13 protein-coding genes are annotated in these 17,268 nt (G+C 70.7%); 5 read left to right on the top strand and 8 right to left on the bottom strand.

What is annotated here, in order from left to right:
• The first annotated feature begins 5 nt into the window (after nt 1-5).
• From PKF00_RS30030 to PKF00_RS30040, 3 genes are all read left to right on the top strand, one after another.
• On the top strand, nt 6-1,241 hold the full coding sequence (locus PKF00_RS30030; RefSeq protein WP_271221042.1) for a beta-ketoacyl-[acyl-carrier-protein] synthase family protein: 1,236 nt from the start codon (nt 6-8) through the stop codon (nt 1,239-1,241).
• A gap of 336 nt (nt 1,242-1,577) precedes the next feature.
• A complete protein-coding gene (locus PKF00_RS30035) occupies nt 1,578-1,958 on the top strand; it encodes an effector-associated constant component EACC1 (protein ID WP_271221043.1) in 381 nt (126 codons plus the stop codon).
• 4 nt (nt 1,959-1,962) lie between these two features.
• Nucleotides 1,963-6,366 (top strand): caspase, EACC1-associated type, encoded by a 4,404-nt coding sequence (locus PKF00_RS30040; protein ID WP_271221044.1) that lies wholly within the window; start codon nt 1,963-1,965, stop codon nt 6,364-6,366.
• Between the two features lie 197 nt (nt 6,367-6,563).
• Here PKF00_RS30040 and PKF00_RS30045 read toward each other — a convergent pair whose 3' ends face one another.
• Nucleotides 6,564-6,986: a hypothetical protein gene (locus tag PKF00_RS30045; protein ID WP_271221045.1), complete on the bottom strand. Its 423-nt coding sequence runs from the start codon at nt 6,984-6,986 to the stop codon at nt 6,564-6,566.
• A gap of 482 nt (nt 6,987-7,468) precedes the next feature.
• On the opposite strand from PKF00_RS30045, the gene PKF00_RS30050 reads away from it, so the two are divergent.
• Nucleotides 7,469-8,140, top strand: a complete 672-nt coding sequence (locus tag PKF00_RS30050) for a TetR/AcrR family transcriptional regulator (RefSeq protein WP_271221153.1) — start codon at nt 7,469-7,471, stop codon at nt 8,138-8,140.
• 95 nt (nt 8,141-8,235) lie between these two features.
• Here the strand turns inward: PKF00_RS30050 and PKF00_RS30055 are convergent, their stop codons facing one another.
• Entirely contained in the window at nt 8,236-8,655 is a 420-nt protein-coding gene (locus tag PKF00_RS30055) for an ester cyclase (RefSeq protein ID WP_271221046.1), read from the bottom strand.
• Between the two features lie 267 nt (nt 8,656-8,922).
• Nucleotides 8,923-9,948: a helix-turn-helix transcriptional regulator gene (locus PKF00_RS30060; RefSeq protein WP_271221047.1), complete on the bottom strand. Its 1,026-nt coding sequence runs from the start codon at nt 9,946-9,948 to the stop codon at nt 8,923-8,925.
• Nucleotides 9,949-10,346: 398 nt separating this feature from the next.
• Between PKF00_RS30060 and PKF00_RS30065 the strand changes: the two genes are divergently transcribed.
• Nucleotides 10,347-11,774 carry an FAD-binding oxidoreductase gene (locus tag PKF00_RS30065; protein ID WP_271221048.1) on the top strand — a complete coding sequence of 476 codons (1,428 nt, stop codon included), beginning with the start codon at nt 10,347-10,349 and terminating at the stop codon, nt 11,772-11,774.
• 239 nt (nt 11,775-12,013) lie between these two features.
• Here PKF00_RS30065 and PKF00_RS30070 read toward each other — a convergent pair whose 3' ends face one another.
• The 5 genes from PKF00_RS30070 to cobF all read right to left on the bottom strand — a co-directional run bounded on the left by PKF00_RS30070 (nt 12,014) and on the right by cobF (nt 17,264).
• On the bottom strand, nt 12,014-12,529 hold the full coding sequence (locus PKF00_RS30070) for a lytic polysaccharide monooxygenase auxiliary activity family 9 protein (protein ID WP_271221049.1): 516 nt from the start codon (nt 12,527-12,529) through the stop codon (nt 12,014-12,016).
• A gap of 383 nt (nt 12,530-12,912) precedes the next feature.
• Nucleotides 12,913-14,394 carry a SulP family inorganic anion transporter gene (locus tag PKF00_RS30075; protein ID WP_271221050.1) on the bottom strand — a complete coding sequence of 494 codons (1,482 nt, stop codon included), beginning with the start codon at nt 14,392-14,394 and terminating at the stop codon, nt 12,913-12,915.
• An 11-nt stretch (nt 14,395-14,405) separates the two neighbouring features.
• Nucleotides 14,406-14,990 (bottom strand): carbonic anhydrase, encoded by a 585-nt coding sequence (locus PKF00_RS30080; RefSeq protein ID WP_271221051.1) that lies wholly within the window; start codon nt 14,988-14,990, stop codon nt 14,406-14,408.
• 417 nt (nt 14,991-15,407) lie between these two features.
• Nucleotides 15,408-15,887 carry a hypothetical protein gene (locus PKF00_RS30085; protein WP_271221052.1) on the bottom strand — a complete coding sequence of 160 codons (480 nt, stop codon included), beginning with the start codon at nt 15,885-15,887 and terminating at the stop codon, nt 15,408-15,410.
• A gap of 615 nt (nt 15,888-16,502) precedes the next feature.
• Nucleotides 16,503-17,264, bottom strand: coding sequence for a precorrin-6A synthase (deacetylating) (cobF, locus tag PKF00_RS30090; RefSeq protein WP_271221053.1), 762 nt, complete (start codon nt 17,262-17,264; stop codon nt 16,503-16,505).
• Between the last annotated feature and the right edge of the window lie 4 nt (nt 17,265-17,268).

Raw genomic sequence — 17,268 nt, forward strand, 5'->3', positions numbered from 1 at the left:
TCGGCATGAGCGTTCAGGACGTCGTCGTCACCGGTCTGGGTGCGACCACGCCGCTCGGCGGGGACGTCGACTCCCTGTGGCGAGGCCTGCTCGCCGGGCGCTCCGGCGTGCGCAGGATCGACGACCTGGTGGGCTCCTTCGGCCACGCCGACGAACTGCCCACGAGGATCGCCGCCCCCATGGCGGTCTCCCCCGACGAGGTGCTGCCCCGCGTCCAGGCCCGGCGCATGGACCGCTGCCAGCAGGCCGCGCTCGTCGCCGCGAGGCAGGCCTGGGCCGACGCCGGCGAGCCCGAGGTCGATCCCGTCCGCCTCGCGGTGGTGATCGGCACCGGCATCGCCGGCATCGGCACCCTCCTGGACCAGGACGACCTGATAGAGGAGAAGGGGCCCCACCGGATCTCCCCCCTCGCGGTCCCCATGCTGATGCCCAACGGGCCGGCGGCCTGGATCAGCCTGGAGTACGGCGCCCGCGCCGGCGTTTACACGCCGGTCTCCGCGTGCGCGTCGGGAGCCGAGGCCCTCGCCCTCGCCGCCCGGCTGATCCGGTCCGGCGAGGCCGACGTGGTCATCGCCGGCGGCACGGAGGCCGCCATCACGCCGCTGACCATCGCCGGGTTCGCCCAGGCGCGCACGCTGTCGAAGCGCAACGACGACCCGGAACGCGCCTCGCGGCCGTTCGACGTCGGCCGTGACGGCTTCGTGCTCGGGGAGGGGGCGGGCGTCATGGTCCTGGAGAGCGCGGACTTCGCGGCCGGGCGGGGAGCCCGCCTGATCGGCAGGCTGGCCGGCTTCGGCGTCACCGCGGACGCCCATCACATCACCGGCCCGGATCCGACGGGCTCGGGCCAGATCCGGGCGATCCTCAAGGCCGTGTCGTCCGCGGGGCTCCGGCCCTCGGACGTCGAGCACGTCAACTGCCACGCGACCTCCACCGTCGTGGGCGACGTGGGCGAGGCGGCCGCGATCCGGCAGGCGCTCGGGGACGACGTGGTCCTCACCGCGCCCAAGTCCAGCATCGGTCACCTCGTCGGCGCCGCCGGCGCCGTCGAGGCCGTCATCACCCTGCTGTCGGTCGTCGACGGCGTCATCCCGCCCACTCTCAACCTCGAGCGGAAGGCTCCGGAGGTCGAGCTGGACGTCGTCACCGGGGAGCCGCGCAGACGGCGTCTCGGCGCGGCGCTCTCCAACTCGTTCGGATTCGGCGGGCAGAACGTCTCCCTGCTCTTCACCGCCGCCTGACCTCTCGGGGGCCTCGGGCGTGCGGCGGGGAGCCGGGGCGGGCGGTGTGGTGAGCGGCTTCCATACGAGACCACTCAAGAAGCACAAATCTGCCACGCATCATCAGATAGTAAGTCAAGTGAGATTATAGGGATAATTCATACTTTATAACTCCGCGTCAGCGCTTTCGGTGATCGCCTTGAGGTCGATTTCTTTTTCGCCAGAAAGCTCACAAAAGGCAAAAAGAGCTCATGTGGTCCTATCGCATGAGGGGATTGTGAAATCGCGATATCTTTGCTTTCCCTTCACGGGGCCTTCTGTGCCGCAGGGCGGATTTCGATCATTGGGTGAGGTCGCATGGACGTCGTCGTGACCATGGACTCCGGCGCTGACCAGCTCCGCGAGCTCTACGCGTGGCTGACCGAGGAGCCGGAAATCCGCGGGCGGGTGCGCGTGATCGAGCGGCCTCCGCCGAAGGGCGGCCTTGGGCCGACCATGGACGCCCTTCGCATCGCCCTGGGCTCGGGCGGGGCGGTCGCGGCGATATCCGGCGCGGTGGTCGCCTGGTTGAGAACGCGCCCCGGCGAGATCTCGATCAAGCTCACAAAAGGCGAAAGTCAGATTGAGGTAACCGGTAAAGGGGTGAAATCGCTGACCGCCAGAGGGGTCAGCGAGCTTACGAGACAACTCACCAAGGCCCTGGGAGAGGAACCCTCCGGTGACGGCTCCGGAGACTAGGTGGATGCTCGCGGCCGAGGGGGCTCGGGTGCTGGTCGTCGGATCGGGGAAGTGCGGGCCGGACTCGGTGCTCGATCCGATCGCCTCGGTTCGGACGACGGTGGTCGACCTGGGTGCCTGTCTGGTGGAGCGCGCCGGACTCGACCCCGCGAATCTCACCGTCCTGGTGGACGCGGAGACGCCGCAGCAGGTGGCCGAGACCCTTCGGCGGACAGCCAGGGACGCCTCCGACGTTCTCGTCTTCTACTACGTCGGCCACGGCCTGGTGAGCCTCAGCGGTGAGCTGCACCTCGCGACGGCCGCCACCGCGGACCTCACCGAGGGAGCCGCGGGATACCAGGCTCTCCCGTACTCGGTGGTGAGCGAGGTCCTGTCCCGAAGTCGCGCCCGACTCGTGCTGGTCGTCCTCGACTGCTGTTTCTCCGGCCGCGCGCGGGGGATATCGGGAAGCGCCGCCGACGACGCGTTCGACAACACCGGGTGGATCGGGTCGTATTTACTGACCTCCACCGGTCGCGACCAACTCGCCTGGGCGCCGCCGGGGGAGCGGCACACCGCCTTCTCCGGAGAGCTCATCCGGATCATGCGAGAAGGCGATCCCCTCGCCCCGAGGCTGCTGACCCTGGACGACGTCTCCCGCGTCCTCGGCAGGGCCCTGAGCCGGAGGCGACTTCCTCCGGCACGTCGCCAGGCGGCCGACGGGCTGGACCGGGAACCGTTCGTGGACAACGCCGCCTACGTCTCCCCGGCTCCTCCCGGGGTTCCGCCCTCGGTCGACGACGGCCAGCACAGCCCGTACCGGGGGCTGTCCTCCTTCAGGCCCGACGACAGGGTCTACTTCTTCGGCCGCGGGGAGCTGACCCGATCGCTGTCCGAGCGGATCAGGGAGAACCCGTCCGTCGGTCGGCCGTGGTTGGTGACCGGGCCCTCCGGGTCGGGCAAGTCATCACTGCTGTGCGCCGGACTGATCCCGGCCCTGTCCTCTGAGTCCTCCACGCAGGGAGGGACGAACGGGGAGCGGTTGTCCTGCGTCTACCTGACCCCGGGGAACGATCCCCTGGGACGTCTCGCCCAGAGGCTGGCCGCCGTCGGCGGGGTCGACGAGAGCGTCATGCGCGCCCGGCTGGAACGCGATCCGGCCTCACTCGGCGAGGGGGCGTGGCGAAGGGGGCGCTCCGAACCGGATCCGGGCCTCGGGACCTCCCGCACGGTGCTGATAGTCGACCAGTTCGAGCAGGTCTTCACCGAGTGCGAGGACACGGCGCAGCGGCTCGCCTTCGTCGGAGCGCTGGGAAGCATGAGCGAGAGCCACGACGTGACGGTGGTGCTGGGCCTGCGCTCTGACTTCTTCGGGCACTGCGCGGACCATCCCGAGCTCCTGCACGCGCTGCAACACGCCGACGTGGTTCCCCCCATGACCACGGCGGAGCTTCGCGAGGTCATCGAGAAGCCGGCCGAGCTGGTCGGGCTGACGTTGGAGACAGGGCTGGCGGACCTGCTTCTGGAGGAATGCGGCAGAGACGGGGAGACGACGGCCAAAGGACCGGGAGGCGTTCTCCCCCTGCTGTCGCACGCGCTCATGGAGACCTGGCAGCGCAGACAGGGCGGCGTCCTCACGCTGGCGGGCTACCGCGCCACGGGAGGCCTCGCGAGATCCCTCTCCCAGACGGCGGACGCCACCCTCGCCGAGTTCCCCCAAGAAGTCGAGCCGCTCGTCCGGCGGATGTTCCTCCGCATGGTGCGTGTGGAGGACGGCCTGGAGGACACCAGGCGTCATGTGCTGCTCGCCGACCTGCAGGAGCACCTCGAACGGGCCGGACGGCCGGAGGCGGGAGCCGTCATCGGCAGGTTCGTCGAGGCCCGGCTCATCTCCGTCGACGGCGACCTCGCCGAGATCACCCACGAAGCCCTGATCCGGCACTGGCCGCGACTGCGGTCCTGGATCGAGGAGGACCGGAGCGGCGTCCTCGTGCGCCAGCGCATCGAGGAGTCCGCCCTGGTGTGGGACAGGAACGGCAGGCACCCGAGCCTCCTCGACCGCGGGCCGCGCCTGAACGAGGCCATGACGTGGGCCGAGAGCCGCACGGACGAGCTGGGGCCGCTCGCACAGGAGTTCCTGCGGGCCGGCGTCGAGAACCACCGCGGGGAGAGGCGGGCCGAGAGGCGACGTGTCAGGCTCGGGCGCCAGGCGATCGCCTCCCTCGTCGTGCTGCTGATCCTTGCCGTGACAGGCGGGGGGATCGCCGTCAGGGCGCGCTCGGACGCGGAGGCGGAGCGCGTCGTCGCCCTCTCCCGGCAGGTCGCCGCCCGTGCGGACGCCGTACGCGGCCTTGATCCGTCCCTGGCGATGCAGCTCAGCCTCGTCGCCTTCCGGATCCGGCCCACCCGGGAGGCGGGCGACAGCCTGCTGTCCGTCTCGGGGTCGCCGACCGCGATACGGCTGCTCGGCCACAACGGCCCGGTGAGGAATGTGGCGTTCCGCCCTGACGCCCGTGTTCTCGCCAGCACCGGAGGCGACGACACCGTTCGCTTCTGGGACGTGGGCCTGCGACGCCAGGTGGCCGTCCTGGACAGAGGGCGGCTTCCCAGGAGCGGTCCCGGCGAGCTCTTCTGGTCGGGCGACGGGACGATGCTCCTCGTCGGCTCCCTGGGGGAGGCTCCCTGGCAGCTCTGGAACGTCCAGGATCTGGGTCGCCTTCGCCTGGTCGGGGAGCTGTCGCCGACGGCGGGGGCGTGGACCGCCGCGGTGAGACCCGACGGACGGGTGCTCGCGGTCTCCGGCCCCCGGGGGCCCACCGTTCTGTGGGACGGCGACTCGCCCGGCGTGCCCGCGTCCGTCCTGAAGGGGAACATGTGGGGCGCCGCCGACCTGCTGGCCTTCTCACCCGACGGGAAGGCCCTGCTGGAGGCGCCGATCGTCTCGTACGCGGGACTGTGGGATGTGCGCGATCCCCGCACCCCGAAGCTCAGGTCCATCGTCCCCGACTCCGCCAGCACCTACGCCGCAGCCTTCTCCAGGGACAGCCGCCGCCTGGCGATCTCCGGTGTCCAGGGGAAGCTCACCGTCTTCGACGTCTCGGACATCGGCGCGCTGCGAAAGGTCGCGGCGCTGGAACGCGCCCAGGACACCAGCCATGCCGCGAGCCTGTCCTTCAACGAGGACGGCTCCCGCCTGGGGGCCGCCTACGCCTCCGAGGACGTGGTGAGGATATGGGACGTGGCCTCGAAGAAGGTCGTCTTCTCCCTGCCCCATGTCGGGGCCGTCCGGAGCGTGGACTTCGCGGCGAAGGGGAACTCGATCGCCACCGGCGGAAACGACGGGGTCGTCCGCGTCTGGCCGCTCGACGCGTTTCCCGTCGGGGTTCACTCGGACATCGCGAACACGGTCTCCTTCTCGCCGGACGGTAAGACTCTCGCCTCGACGGGGCTGGACGCCCTGCGCGTCTGGCGTGTCTCCGGCGGAACCGCGCTGAGAAAGGCAGCGGTGGGGCAGGGGCAGACGAGCGACGCCCTGTCGGTGACCCTCTTCGGTCCGGACGGCACGACGCTGTACACCTCCAACAGCATCGCGGACGGCGACCCCTACCACTTCAAGGGCCGAAGTCCCGTCCCGATCGGGGAGTCCGACGGCAGTTCGCAGCAGTCCGCCTCGGGCATGGCGCTTCGCGGGGACGGCCGGATGCTCGCGCTGACCATGGAACCGATGCGGAACACCGGAGAGGCCGTCGTCGCCCCCTCCCGGATCGAGCTGTGGTCACTCGACGCGAAGGGACGCCGCCGGGCCGTCGTGTCGAAGTGGCCCATGGCGGGAGCCCTCTGTGTGGGGTTCGATCCCACGGGGCGGCTGCTCGCCGCGGGAACCGAGACCGGTGCGGTCCGGGTCTGGGACGTGGGGGATCCGGCCCGCCCCAGGGACGTCGCCTCCGTCGCGGGGGATTCGGCGAGGGCGAACAGCGTCGCGTTCTCCCCACGGGGGAAGGTGCTCGCGGCCGCCTTCTCCAACGGGGCGGTCCGGCTCTGGGAGGTGTCCGCCGGCGCGGCGCCCAGGCTCGTGTCCTCGCTGGCGGACACCAGGGGGAGCGTCTCGCGCCTCGCCTTCGACCGCACCGGGACCAGGCTGGCCACCGTCGGCGACGACCGGGTGGTCCGGCTGTACCAGGTGACGGACCCCCGCAGCCCGGAACCGGTCGCCACCCTCCAGGGGCACACGGCCCCCGTCAGGGACGTGGCCTTCAGTCCGGTCGACGCCTCCCTGGCGACCGCGGGAGAGGACAACACCGTACGGCTCTGGAACACCGACAAGGACGCGATCGCGTCCTGGATCTGCGCGAACAGTGGAAGCGGGATCACGCGGGAGGAATGGCGGACCTACGTTTCCGGCGCACCGTACAGTCCTCCCTGTCCATGAGCCTTTGTTCCGTGAGCCTTTGTTCCGTATTCGGGGTGACGACCCGCATCGCGGCCCGCGCCCGGCGAGGAAGAACACACGACGCCCGGACCGCGAATGTCGAGGTCCGGGCGTCGTGTGTTCTCACCTGCCTTTCCGCTGTTCCGTCCTGACAGCCGAACCGCTACGGGTGACGGGTGTCGCGGCGGTTCGGTCTGTCAGCGCGGGGCGGCGGGAACCGGCGGACCGTCCGAGGGATGAGCCGCCTCTCCCCGCGGGGGCAGCGTGGCGGCCACCATCAGCGTCCCGGCGATCAGGACGAGGTTCTTGACGACGAACTCGCCCTCCATCGTGAGCAGGAGGGGGTTCCCGTCCTTGAACGCGACACTGGGGTGGAGCGCCAGGACCAGGAACGTTCCGATCAGGTGAAGCAGGAGCGCCGGCAGGAACGGGCGCACCCACCGGCCGGTGATCAGCGCCAGGGAGGCGGCGATCTCGAACACGCCCAGGGCGGGCACCACGAACGACGCCGGCAGCGGCACGAAGGCCAGGGTGTCGGCGACCAGGTCGCTGACCGGGCTGACGTCCGCCACCTTCAGCGCTCCGAACCACAGGAACACCAGGCCCAGCGTCCCTCGCATAATGGCCGGGAAACGCCTGTGGAGAATGGTGGAGACATGGGTCTTGACAGTGGTCAGGGTTCTGGGTATACGGCGTTGATGGAAGTGTGACTGTTTCGTCTGGTACACGACTATATCCTTTGGCTGGGGGGGTTTGCCGGGTCTAATATAGCTTGGCCCTTTATTCATGAGATTTCGTGAAATGACATAGTCGTGCCAGAAGCAGGGCGCCTACGTCCCTCGCCCCCGGCCTCGTCGCCCGTGCCCTCGACCGGATCGCCCACGACACGGCGAGGTCGTCGACCGGATGCGCACCTCTCTGAGCCGATCCCCGTGGTGATCGTGGGAGGCGGGTCGATTCTCGTCCCCGGCTCGACGCTCTACCCGGACGGCGGCTACGCGTTCCGCTGAGGCGTCCCCTCTGCCGGAGGGTTTCAGTCCGTGCGATCACCATGACTGAACGAGTCACTCCGAACGCCATAGACTTTCGGTCCGTGGACGACATGGACGGTCTGCACCCGACCCGCAGGCGTGGCGGGCCGGGTGAGCGCAGGTACGGCAGGCAGGCGGAGGCCGAACGCAACGACAGGCTCGTCCTGGACGCGGCCAGGGAGGTCTTCGCCGAGCAGGGCAGCGCCGCGCCGGTGTCCGCGGTCGCCGCGCGGGCCGGTGTGGGCATGGGCACGCTCTACCGCCGCTACGGCAGCAAGGAGGAGCTGCTCCAGCGACTGTGCGTGCTCGCGATGGAGCAGTCGATCGCCTCGGCGGAGGAGGCGCTGGCCGCCGACACCGACGGATGGGGGGCGCTGGCCCTGTTCGTCCGCCGCTGCGTGGACGCGCGAGGCGGCGCGCTGGGCCCGATCGCCGGCAGCATCCCGGTCAGCCCGGAGATGACCGCCACCAGCGAACGCGGCCGCCGGCTGTCGGAGGAGCTCGTCGCGCACGCCCAGCGCGACCGCACCGTACGGCGGGACGTCGGCTGGATCGACGTCGCCAACCTGATCGAGTTCGCCAGCAAGCTTCCCCGGCGCACCGAAGACGAGGTCAACGCGGCGGAGCGGCTGCTCGCGATAGCCCTCGACGGCCTGCGCGACCACGGCCAACCGGCACTGCCCGGCGCCATGCCGACCTGGGAGCGTTACAGCGCCCGGTGGTACGACTTCCCCGCCACCTAGCGTCCCGCCCCGGACGCGGGCCTCCTCGGCCGCCCGCCTCCCCGGCCCAGACCGCGCGACGGGTCAGGAAGCCGCGCGGGAGCGCCGGCAGGAGGTCACTCACACGGGGAGCCGAGCTGGGCGAGCAGCTCCGACTGGTCGAAGTAGAGGCGCAGGCTCACGATGAGCCCGTCCTCGACCGTGCAGACGTAGCAGCAGCGCACCGACACGGGGCGGCCCGTCGCCTCGATCACCCGGCCGTCGGGCAGAGGGTACGGTCCCTTGTGGGTGCCCACCAGCATCAGCTCGTCAATCGCCACGTCACCGATGTCGAACGACTCCACGATCACCGCGTGGATGTCAGGGAAGGCCGCCCAGAACTCCCCGAGGTACGAGGAGAGTTCCTCGCGCCCCTGGGACAGGCCTTCCGGGCTGACGGTCACCCCGGCCGGACTGACGGTGCGCAGCAGCGCGTCCATGTCGTGAAGGTTGAACGCGGCGGTGTACTTGTCGCGCACTTCCCGGGCGTCGGTCATGGTGTCGCCCCTCCTCCCCGCGAGTGGATGCACGCGACGCGGCCGCCTTCCCCCGGCCGGCCGCCTCCCAGAGGAGGCCTGTTGTGCTGATCGCCACGACGACTGAGGCGAACACCTCGCCGAACCCCCCAGTCCCGAGCATATGACCCGGGCACGTCCACCGGCACCGGCGAGTCCGCCGTACGGCCCCGTCCCGGCGCGGGCGCCTTCCCGCCCCCGCCCTGCCGCCCGCTTCACCGGCCGCGGCTTTCCTCATCGGCGGCCGCGTCACGGACTACGGCCGAAGACACGCATGGCCGCCTCGGTGCGGTTGGTGACCCCGAGCTTGGCGTAGATGTTCGTCAGATGCTTCTCGACGGTGCGAGGGCTGATCTCCAGGGTTCGGGCGATTCCCTCACTGGTGCGTCCGCCGGCGACGAGCCGCAGCACGTCGGACTCGCGGGCGGACAACGGGGGAGTGGATTCCGACAGGAGCAGCGCGCCGTGGGAGTGGTACGGGACCAGACGGACGGTCAGGCGGCGGCCGCCGTGCTCGACCGTGTAGTCGGGGACGGGGCCGCCCGGCTCAGGCGTCCGGCGGTGCGCCGCGAGCCATGCGGTGATCTCCTCGGGAAGGGGGCCGCCGTCACGGACGCGCCCGGGGAAATGGGCGGTCAGCAGGACGTGGGCGAGGCGGTTGGCGACCTTGACCGTCGCGTGCGGCCCGAGGAGGAGCACGCCGTGGGCGGTGTCGTCGAGAGCGTCGAGGGCGGCCAGCGCCGACTCCAGCCACGCGGTGGCGTGCGCGGCCCGCAGGAGAGCCGACAGGTGGGGAAGGGCCACTTCGAGGAGTTGCAGGTCGGCGTCGGTGAAGTCGCTGTCGACGCGGTTGAGGCCGATGCCTGTGAGCATGCCGTGCTGTACTCCCAGAACGCCCATCATCTGGTACTCGACGCCCAGCGGGCGATAGAACTCGTGGTAGATGTCCAGGCTGTGCCACTGCTGGCGGGTGACCAGGTCGCTGAGCCGGAGCGGGCAGTCATGGCCGCCGGGCCAGCCAGGAGAGGCGAGGAACGGATGCTGGGAGAACAGCCGGGTGAAGTTCCGCGCCAGCTCCGCCGGAAGGGCGACGGGAGGCCAGGGGTGCTGCTCGACCTGGCCGGCCCGCAGATCCAGGACCTTGTAGGCGACGACGTCGGTCTCCACCACCGTGGACAGCGCCGACAGCATCCGGGGGAACAGGTCTTCGCCCGGGGCCGCCCGCTCGCACTCGCGAAGCGCGCTCAGGAGCCGTCTGAGGCTGGACTCACGCATACGAGATCCCTCAGCTTCGGTGCGGGCGGAGACCACGCGGACTCCCCGTCGCCTCATGCGTGATCTTACATCGGCCACAGGAGGCGCCGGCTGGCGACTCCGGCACACGAAGATCGCCCCGGGGCGGGGACCAGCCAGACGGCCCGGCCTCCGGGCCCCTCGGAAGGCCTCCACGCGACAGGCGTAGCCTGAGGGGAGGGAGCACATTTCAAAACGCCGCCACGGGCCCTTCCAGGTGGTCCGTACGGGCTCGCGGGCGACGGTGCGTCGACACGCCGTGCCTGCGGCTTCCGCGCGTGCTGTGCGCCCGCCTCTCGGCGAGGGGCCGCCGCGCCTCCCGCCGCGGAGGCGGACGGCTCCGCATCAGGGAATGCCCGCCGATCAGGAGGGAGAAGTCGATGCCCATCGAGGTTGAGACACTCTCGGGCGAGACCGACATGCTGGACGACGAGAAGCTCGAAGGGCTCCGGATGGCCTTCCATGGTCCTCTGGTCACTCGGGAGGACGACGGTTACGACGAGGCGCGGGTGGTGCAGAACGGGCTGATCGATCGTCGGCCGGCCCTCATCATGAGGTGCTCGGGCGCCGCGGACGTCATCGACGCCGTCAATCTGGCCCGCGAGCACGGCCTGCTGGCGGCGGTGCGCGGTGGCGGTCACAGCGTCGCGGGCCACAGCGTTCACGACCGCGGCCTGCTGATCGACCTGTCCGGGATGCGGGGCGTCTGGGTCGATCCCGCCTCCCGGGTGGTCCGCGTCCAGGGCGGCGCGACGTGGGGGGACGTCGACCGCGAGACCGAGGTCTTCGGGCTCGTGGTTCCGGGCGGCATAGTGTCCACGACCGGTGTCGCCGGGCTCACGCTGGGCGGCGGGATCGGATGGCTGCACCGCAGGTACGGGCTGTCCTGCGACAACCTGCGGGCGGCCGAGGTCGTGACCGCCGACGGGCGGCTGCTGCGGGCGAGCGAGTCGGAGAACGAGGACCTGTTCTGGGGTCTGCGCGGCGGCGGCGGCAACTTCGGCGTGGTGACGGCCTTCGAGTTCGACGCCCACCCCCTCGGGCCGACCGTCATGTGCGCGGCCCCCATGTACGCCGACGGTTTCGACGAGGTCTTCCGCGCCTGGCGCGACTGGGCGGACACGGTGCCCGACGAGGTCACCACCAGGGCCGTCTTCTGGACGGTGCCGGAGGATCCCCACATGCCGCCGCAGGTCCACGACCGGCAGGTCCTCATCACCGGCGCCGTGTACGCGGGACCGCCGGAGGAGGGCGAAAGGATCCTCCAGCCGATCCGGAACCTCGGCGTCCCGCTCGCGGACCTGAGCGGCCCGATGCCGTTCCGCATGTTCCAGTCGGCCTTCGACTTCTTCTTCGCGAAGGGCATGCTGGACAGCTACTGGAAGTCGCTCTTCATGAAGGAGCTGACGGACCGGGCGGCGGATCTGATCGTGAGCTGCGGGGTCGCGCGGACCTCACCGCAGACCATGGTCCACGTGCCGCTGCTCGGTGGGGCGGTGGGTCGCGTGGGCCCGCGCGACACGGCGTTCGGCGACCGCGACGCGCACAGCATGCTCAGCGTGGACGGCAACTGGGTCGACCACCGCGGCACGGCGGATCACGTCGCCTGGGTGCGTCACGTCATCGACCGGGCCGAGGAGTTCTCGACCGGGGGGACGTACCTGAACTTCGACAGCGACGACCCGTCGAAGGCGCCCGAACTCGTCCCCGCGGCCTTCGGGGAGAACCTTCGGCGGCTCACTGAGATCAAGAAGCGCTACGACCCGCAGAACCTGTTCCGGCTCAACGCCAACATCCCGCCCGCGTAGCGTCGCGGGCGATCCCGGGCCGTCTTCGGCCGCCCAGGAAGCGAACGACGCCCGGGACTCGGTTCACGAGTCCCGGGCGTCGCCTCTCAACCGCCGTCATCCGTTGTCAGGGGAGCCGTTCTTCCTCTGGGCGGACCGTCGCAAGCCGCTCTGAGGATGTCTTCCCCGCGTGGTGGCCCGGCGGTCAGGGGCACTGGTCGCCTTGACGGGGGTCGCCCGGCCGAGGCGGCCGTACGGGCTCAGCGGACCTGAAGGTCCACGCAGTTGTAGAACGCGTTGACGGTGTCCGCGACGTTCCAGACGGCGAGGATCTTGTGGCGGCCGCTGGGCAGTCCGCTGATGCTGTGCGAGATGTTCGACGGCGGCTGGGTGTTGTTCTGGCTGAAGGTCTTGAACAGCGAACCGTCGACGTAGTACTGCCAGGTGCTGGTGCGGTGCGCCGCGGTCAGCCGCCACTGGAAGGTGACCGTGCTGGAGACCGTCGTGGTCGGCCAGCCCTTGCTCTCGTTGTCCAGGACACGCCAGGCGCTGCCGCCACTGCACAGGCGCGATCCCTTGGGGGCCTCGACGCTCTGCGGCTCGTATTCCAGTCCGCCGCAACCGGTGACCTTCCGGCTGGCGCACATGTCCTGACGGCTGGGCGGGGAGGTGATCCAGCCGTGGGCGCTTGCGGGACTCGCCGAGGTGAAGACCACCGTCAGGGGGACGGCCACCAGGAAGGCGAGGGCGGTGAGCAGCCGTTGTCTGACGCTCATCTGGGCTCCTTTCAACCTACGTGCCAGGGGGGTTGTGGCGCGTGGAGTTGGTGCCATTTTGTACGGCGATGCCGGAATGGCGCGCCATCGGCAGCATAACCTGACCCGTGCCTAACTGTTAAGATTATTGTCAGTTAAGTTTGTTTGTTGTTCTCCTCCGCTGGTCATGTTGGCCGTCGACGGCACGGTGCCCGCGCCGCCCGGCGTGTTCGACGGATCAGGCGGGACGGAACTCGGCGGCCCGCCGTGGCAGCCGGCGGTCGTCCACGACCACGGCCGGGCGTGGGGCCGCCGCGCCCCGGGGGTCTCGGGGCGCGGCGGGCGTCTCCTTCCGGCGCAGTTGCCGATTCAGTTGCCGATTCGGTGGCCGATCCAGCGACCGATCAGGTGGTGGTGAGGGCGGGGACCGACACCGCGGGGGTTCCCTCCTGGTTGTGGCGGGCGGCCCAGGAGGTCAGCGCCGTATGACAGGCGTGGTCCAGGTGTCGCAGCCCGGACAGCTCCAGCTCGATGGGACGGTCTCGGGGCAGCGCCTCCAGGGTGTCGAGCATCTTGGGCAGCCGCAGGAAGGTGGCGTTGCCGGTCAGCGTGACCCTGATCGGCCCGTCCTCGTCGCCGCGGTCGACCTCCAGGTGGATCTGGGAGGTCTCCCAGGCGGTCTTGACGACCGCCATGAGCAGCCCGAGCAGCACACCCTCGAACAGGTTGAGGGCGACGACCGCGACCGCGGTGCAGACCAGGATCACCGCCTCGCCGCGATGCCGCCGCCACAGCGAGAGCAGCTGCGTGGTGGGGATGAGCTTCCACCCGGTGTGCACCAGGACGCCCGCCAGCGCGGCCAGCGGGATGACCTCCAGGGCGGCGGGCAGCAGGGCCGCGAACAGCAGCAGCCACAGCCCGTGCAGCACGCGGGACGCCTTGGTCCTCGCGCCGGCCCGAACGTTGGCGGAGCTGCGCACGATCACCGCGGTCATCGGCAGCGCGCCGAGCGCGCCGCAGACCGCGTTGCCCGCGCCCTGGGCCATGAGCTCCTTGTCGTAGTCGGTGCGGGGACCGTCGTGCATGCGGTCGACGGCCGCCGCGCTGAACAGGCTCTCGGCCGAGGAGATCAGCGTGAACGCCACCACGGTGCCCAGGAAGCCGAGCTCGGCGAGCCGGGACAGGTCGTCCAGGCCGGGCGGCCGGATCGCGCCGAGCAGGCCGTTCACCTCCAGCCTGGCGACCGGCAGGTCGAGGAGCGCGACGGCGGCGGTGGTCAGCGCGACCGCCGCCAGCGGCCCGGGCAGCAGCCGCGCCCGGGCGGGCAGGCGCGGCCACAACGCCAGCATCGCGACGGTGCCGACGCCGACGGCGAGGGCGGTCAGGGCGCCGGGGGAGCCGAGGGCGTCGAGGGCCAGCGCGGGCAGGCCCGCGAGCTTGCCCAGGCCCGATCCGGGAGCCTTGGCGCCGGCCATCGCGTACAACTGCCCGGCGATGATGGTCAGCCCGATCCCGGCGAGCATGCCCTCCACGACGGCGATGGAGATGGCGCGGAACCAGCGGCCGAACCGCAGCGCGCCCAGCAGCAGCTGCAGGAGCCCGGCCGCCAGCACCAGCGTGCCGAGGGCGGCGAGCCCGTAGAGCCGCACGGCCTCGAAGACCAGCACGGTCAGACCTGCGGCCGGGCCGCTGACCTGCAGGCTGCTGCCGGGCAGCAGCCCGGTGAGCAGGCCGCCGACGATGCCGGTGATCAGACCGAGCTCGGCGGGCACCCCGGAGGCGACCGCGACGCCCACGCACAGCGGGAGGGCGACCAGGAAGACGACGAACGACGCGGCGAGGTCGTGCCGCAGGGTGGGCGGGAACACGAGGTCCTTTCTCAGCATGGTCGCCACCGTCACAGGGGGAGGAACGCGTTGTCGCCGGGCCGGTGGGTGAACACCTTTCCCGTGTGCACCTCGTAGAACCAGCCGTGCAGGCGGACGCGGCCGTCCAGGAGCCGCCGCTGGACGGCGGGATAGGCGTGCAGCCGCTCCAGCTGGGTCAGCACGTGCTGCTGCGTCGCCAGTGCCAGGTCGGTCTTCTCGTCGCCGAGGGAGTCGGCGGCGTGGGCCAGCCAGCCGCCCATGGCCGGAACGGCGGCCAGGTCGTTGCGGTGGACCACCGCGCCGACGGCGGCGCAGTGAGAGTGCCCGCACACCACGACGTCGCCGATGCCGAGGGCCTCGATCGCGAACTCGATGGTGGCGGCCTCGCCCGAAGGCCGGTCGAGGCTGTAGCGGGGCACGATGCCGCCGGCGGTACGCAGTTCGAACAGCTCTCCCGGGCGCGCGCTGGTGATCAGGGCCGGGACGACGCGGGAGTCGGAGCAGGTGATGAACAGCGCCAGCGGGTTCTGACCGGCGGCCAGCCGGTCGAGCCGCTCGCCGGCGACGGCGGCCCGTGCGGAGAAGGATCGGGCGTGCTCGATGAATGCGTGCATGCGAAAGCCCTTCGGACAGTCGTTGCTGCGGACACGTCGATGAACGGGGTGGTCGCGGGGACCGGGGAAACGGGGCGTGCCGGAGCTGCCGGCGCGCTCGGACGCGCGGACGTCCGATGTTCGTCGTGGGCGGTGGCGCGGGTCCCGTGAGCCGGTCCGCCCACCCGGCAGGACAGGCGGGAAGGCGAACCGGGCTCGCCCTCCTGGCGGGCTTCAGCCGGTCAGACTCGAAAAACGGCAGGGCAGGGCAGGCGAGGGGCGGGTTCCGCCTTTCTCACCGGGGGGTCGAGAGAGCGCCGTGGCACCACGTGGCCGCCTCGCGCGGCCCTGGCGCACGCCTGCCTGCCCGCCCGTCTGGCGGGCGGAAACGGGGAAGGGGTGCGGGAGGAGTGGGGCCGAGCGAGACAGCGGGCCCTGTCAGCAGCGGAACACCTGCAGCTGGGGCAGTGAGGGTGCGACGCCGGTCGCCCCGCGCCGCTCGGTTCCGGTACGGACAGGAGACTGCGCCGACGTCCCGAGCGACGAGAGCGACGACGCCGTGGCCGCGCACGGGAGCCGCTGACCGGGGCCGCGCAACAGGGACAGGCACTGGGAGCAGCGGCCCCCCGCCCATCGCGACGGCGCCTGGTGACGGCAACCGCGGACCGAGACGTCGACGGTGCCGCTCGGGTCGGCGTTGGTTTCCGCCTCTCGCATGGCGAGCGCGGCCGGGACGGCGGAGGCGGCGGCTGCGGTCCTGGCCGCCCATGCCGCGCCGCGGGGGGAGGAGATGGCCATGAAAGCGGAAACGGCGCTCGACGGCGCCGTCTCGTGGTCGCCGTCAGAGCTGACGACGACGTGCGTCAAGAGGAAGGCGGTCACCACTGCCACGATCCAGGCTGGCACGTGACGCGCCACGACAAACCTCCATGACGTTGCCGGGTATCACCGCTAGGGTGACTTTCACCGCAAATGCTAATCGACAAACCGGGGCGACCTCACGATTCATCGTAGGCACAATTTCGTGACCGGTCGGCTACGCTCGGCATAACAGGTAATGGCCGGGGGCGGACGGGCGAAAACGGCGGCGGAGTGCGGAATCGAGCGGCGACCCTGAGTAAAAGACGAGGTCTGCTCACCTCTTCGGGTGCCTCCGTGGCCGCCCTCGATGACGGCGGAACACGCGATTCCACTGGTGGGCGGCAGTCGTTTACGGCAGATGTCGCTTTTTTCCACGACGTATTTCGTCGAGGTTTCCCTTCGATCCGCCGACGTGTCGGCCTCTTTCTCCGGACATGGAAAGAGGTGTGATGGAAATCACATATATGGCGGTGGGAAAAGGTTGACGTATATGGCGTTTGGCTCGCACTTATAGGAGTTTCGGGTGCTCTGTGCGGAGAGGCGTGTAAAGAGGTTTTTGGCGTTTTTGTCAGAACCTTCCAAGGGTACGGCAGGCGCCGCACGGCGCCGGCCTGCCCGACGCCGCTCGTCGCGGGCCGTGTGATCTGCGCGCCACCAGGAGCGCCGAGGTCGTCAGGAGGGCTCTGGCGAGACGCGCCGCAGCAGGTAGGTGTCCATGATCCAGCCCTTGCGGTCGCGGGCCTCGGCGCGGAGTTCGCGGATGCGGTCTGCGACCTCGGGCACCGGCCCGGCCACCAGGATCTCGTCGGGGGTGCCGAGGTAGGCGCCCCAGTAGATGTGGAACTCCTCGCCCAGGCCGGCGAAGGCGCAGTGCGCGTCGAGCATGACGACGACGTCGTCGGCGGCGGGGCCCTCCTGGGCCAGGCGGCGGCCGGTGGTGACGTGCACGGGTCGGGCCACCCTTGTCAGGCTGACGCGGTGCCGGGCGGTCAGGGCGGACACGCTGGTGATGCCCGCGATGACGTCGTACTCGAACGCGACCGCGCCTCGCTCGACGACCTCCTCGACGCCGGCCAGCGTGCTGTCGTACAGTCCCGGGTCGCCCCAGACGAGGATCGCGCCGGTCTCGTCGTCGCCGAGCTCGTCACGCACGAACGCCTCGTACAGGTCCGCGCGCCTCGATCGCCACTCCTCGACGGCCGCGGCGTAGGCGGGGGCGGCCCGGTCCCGGTCGGGGTCACGAGCCTCCACCAGACGATACGGCTCGCGGGCGTGCGTCCTGATCATGTCCCGGCGAAGCCGGACCAGGTCGTGCTTGGCCTCGCCCTTGTCGAGGACGAGGAACGCGTCGGCCCGGCCGATGGCCCTGACCGCCTGGAGGGTGAGATGGTCCGGGTCGCCCGCGCCGATGCCGACGATGAGGATTCGCTTCACGTGG

Source organism: Streptosporangium carneum (genome assembly GCF_027922005.1).
Lineage (GTDB): Bacteria > Actinomycetota > Actinomycetes > Streptosporangiales > Streptosporangiaceae > Streptosporangium > Streptosporangium carneum.

Excerpts from the sequence above, each read along its gene's own strand:
- PKF00_RS30075 (WP_271221050.1), bottom strand. The coding sequence starts at position 14,394 with ATGCTGAGAAAGGACCTCGTGTTCCCGCCCACCCTGCGGCACGACCTC.
- PKF00_RS30050 (WP_271221153.1), top strand. The coding sequence starts at position 7,469 with ATGGACGGTCTGCACCCGACCCGCAGGCGTGGCGGGCCGGGTGAGCGC.
- PKF00_RS30040 (WP_271221044.1), top strand. The coding sequence starts at position 1,963 with ATGCTCGCGGCCGAGGGGGCTCGGGTGCTGGTCGTCGGATCGGGGAAG.
- PKF00_RS30030 (WP_271221042.1), top strand. The coding sequence starts at position 6 with ATGAGCGTTCAGGACGTCGTCGTCACCGGTCTGGGTGCGACCACGCCG.
- PKF00_RS30035 (WP_271221043.1), top strand. The coding sequence starts at position 1,578 with ATGGACGTCGTCGTGACCATGGACTCCGGCGCTGACCAGCTCCGCGAG.
- PKF00_RS30060 (WP_271221047.1), bottom strand. The coding sequence starts at position 9,948 with ATGCGTGAGTCCAGCCTCAGACGGCTCCTGAGCGCGCTTCGCGAGTGC.
- PKF00_RS30065 (WP_271221048.1), top strand. The coding sequence starts at position 10,347 with ATGCCCATCGAGGTTGAGACACTCTCGGGCGAGACCGACATGCTGGAC.
- PKF00_RS30045 (WP_271221045.1), bottom strand. The coding sequence starts at position 6,986 with ATGCGAGGGACGCTGGGCCTGGTGTTCCTGTGGTTCGGAGCGCTGAAG.
- PKF00_RS30080 (WP_271221051.1), bottom strand. The coding sequence starts at position 14,990 with ATGCACGCATTCATCGAGCACGCCCGATCCTTCTCCGCACGGGCCGCC.
- PKF00_RS30070 (WP_271221049.1), bottom strand. The coding sequence starts at position 12,529 with ATGAGCGTCAGACAACGGCTGCTCACCGCCCTCGCCTTCCTGGTGGCC.
- PKF00_RS30055 (WP_271221046.1), bottom strand. The coding sequence starts at position 8,655 with ATGACCGACGCCCGGGAAGTGCGCGACAAGTACACCGCCGCGTTCAAC.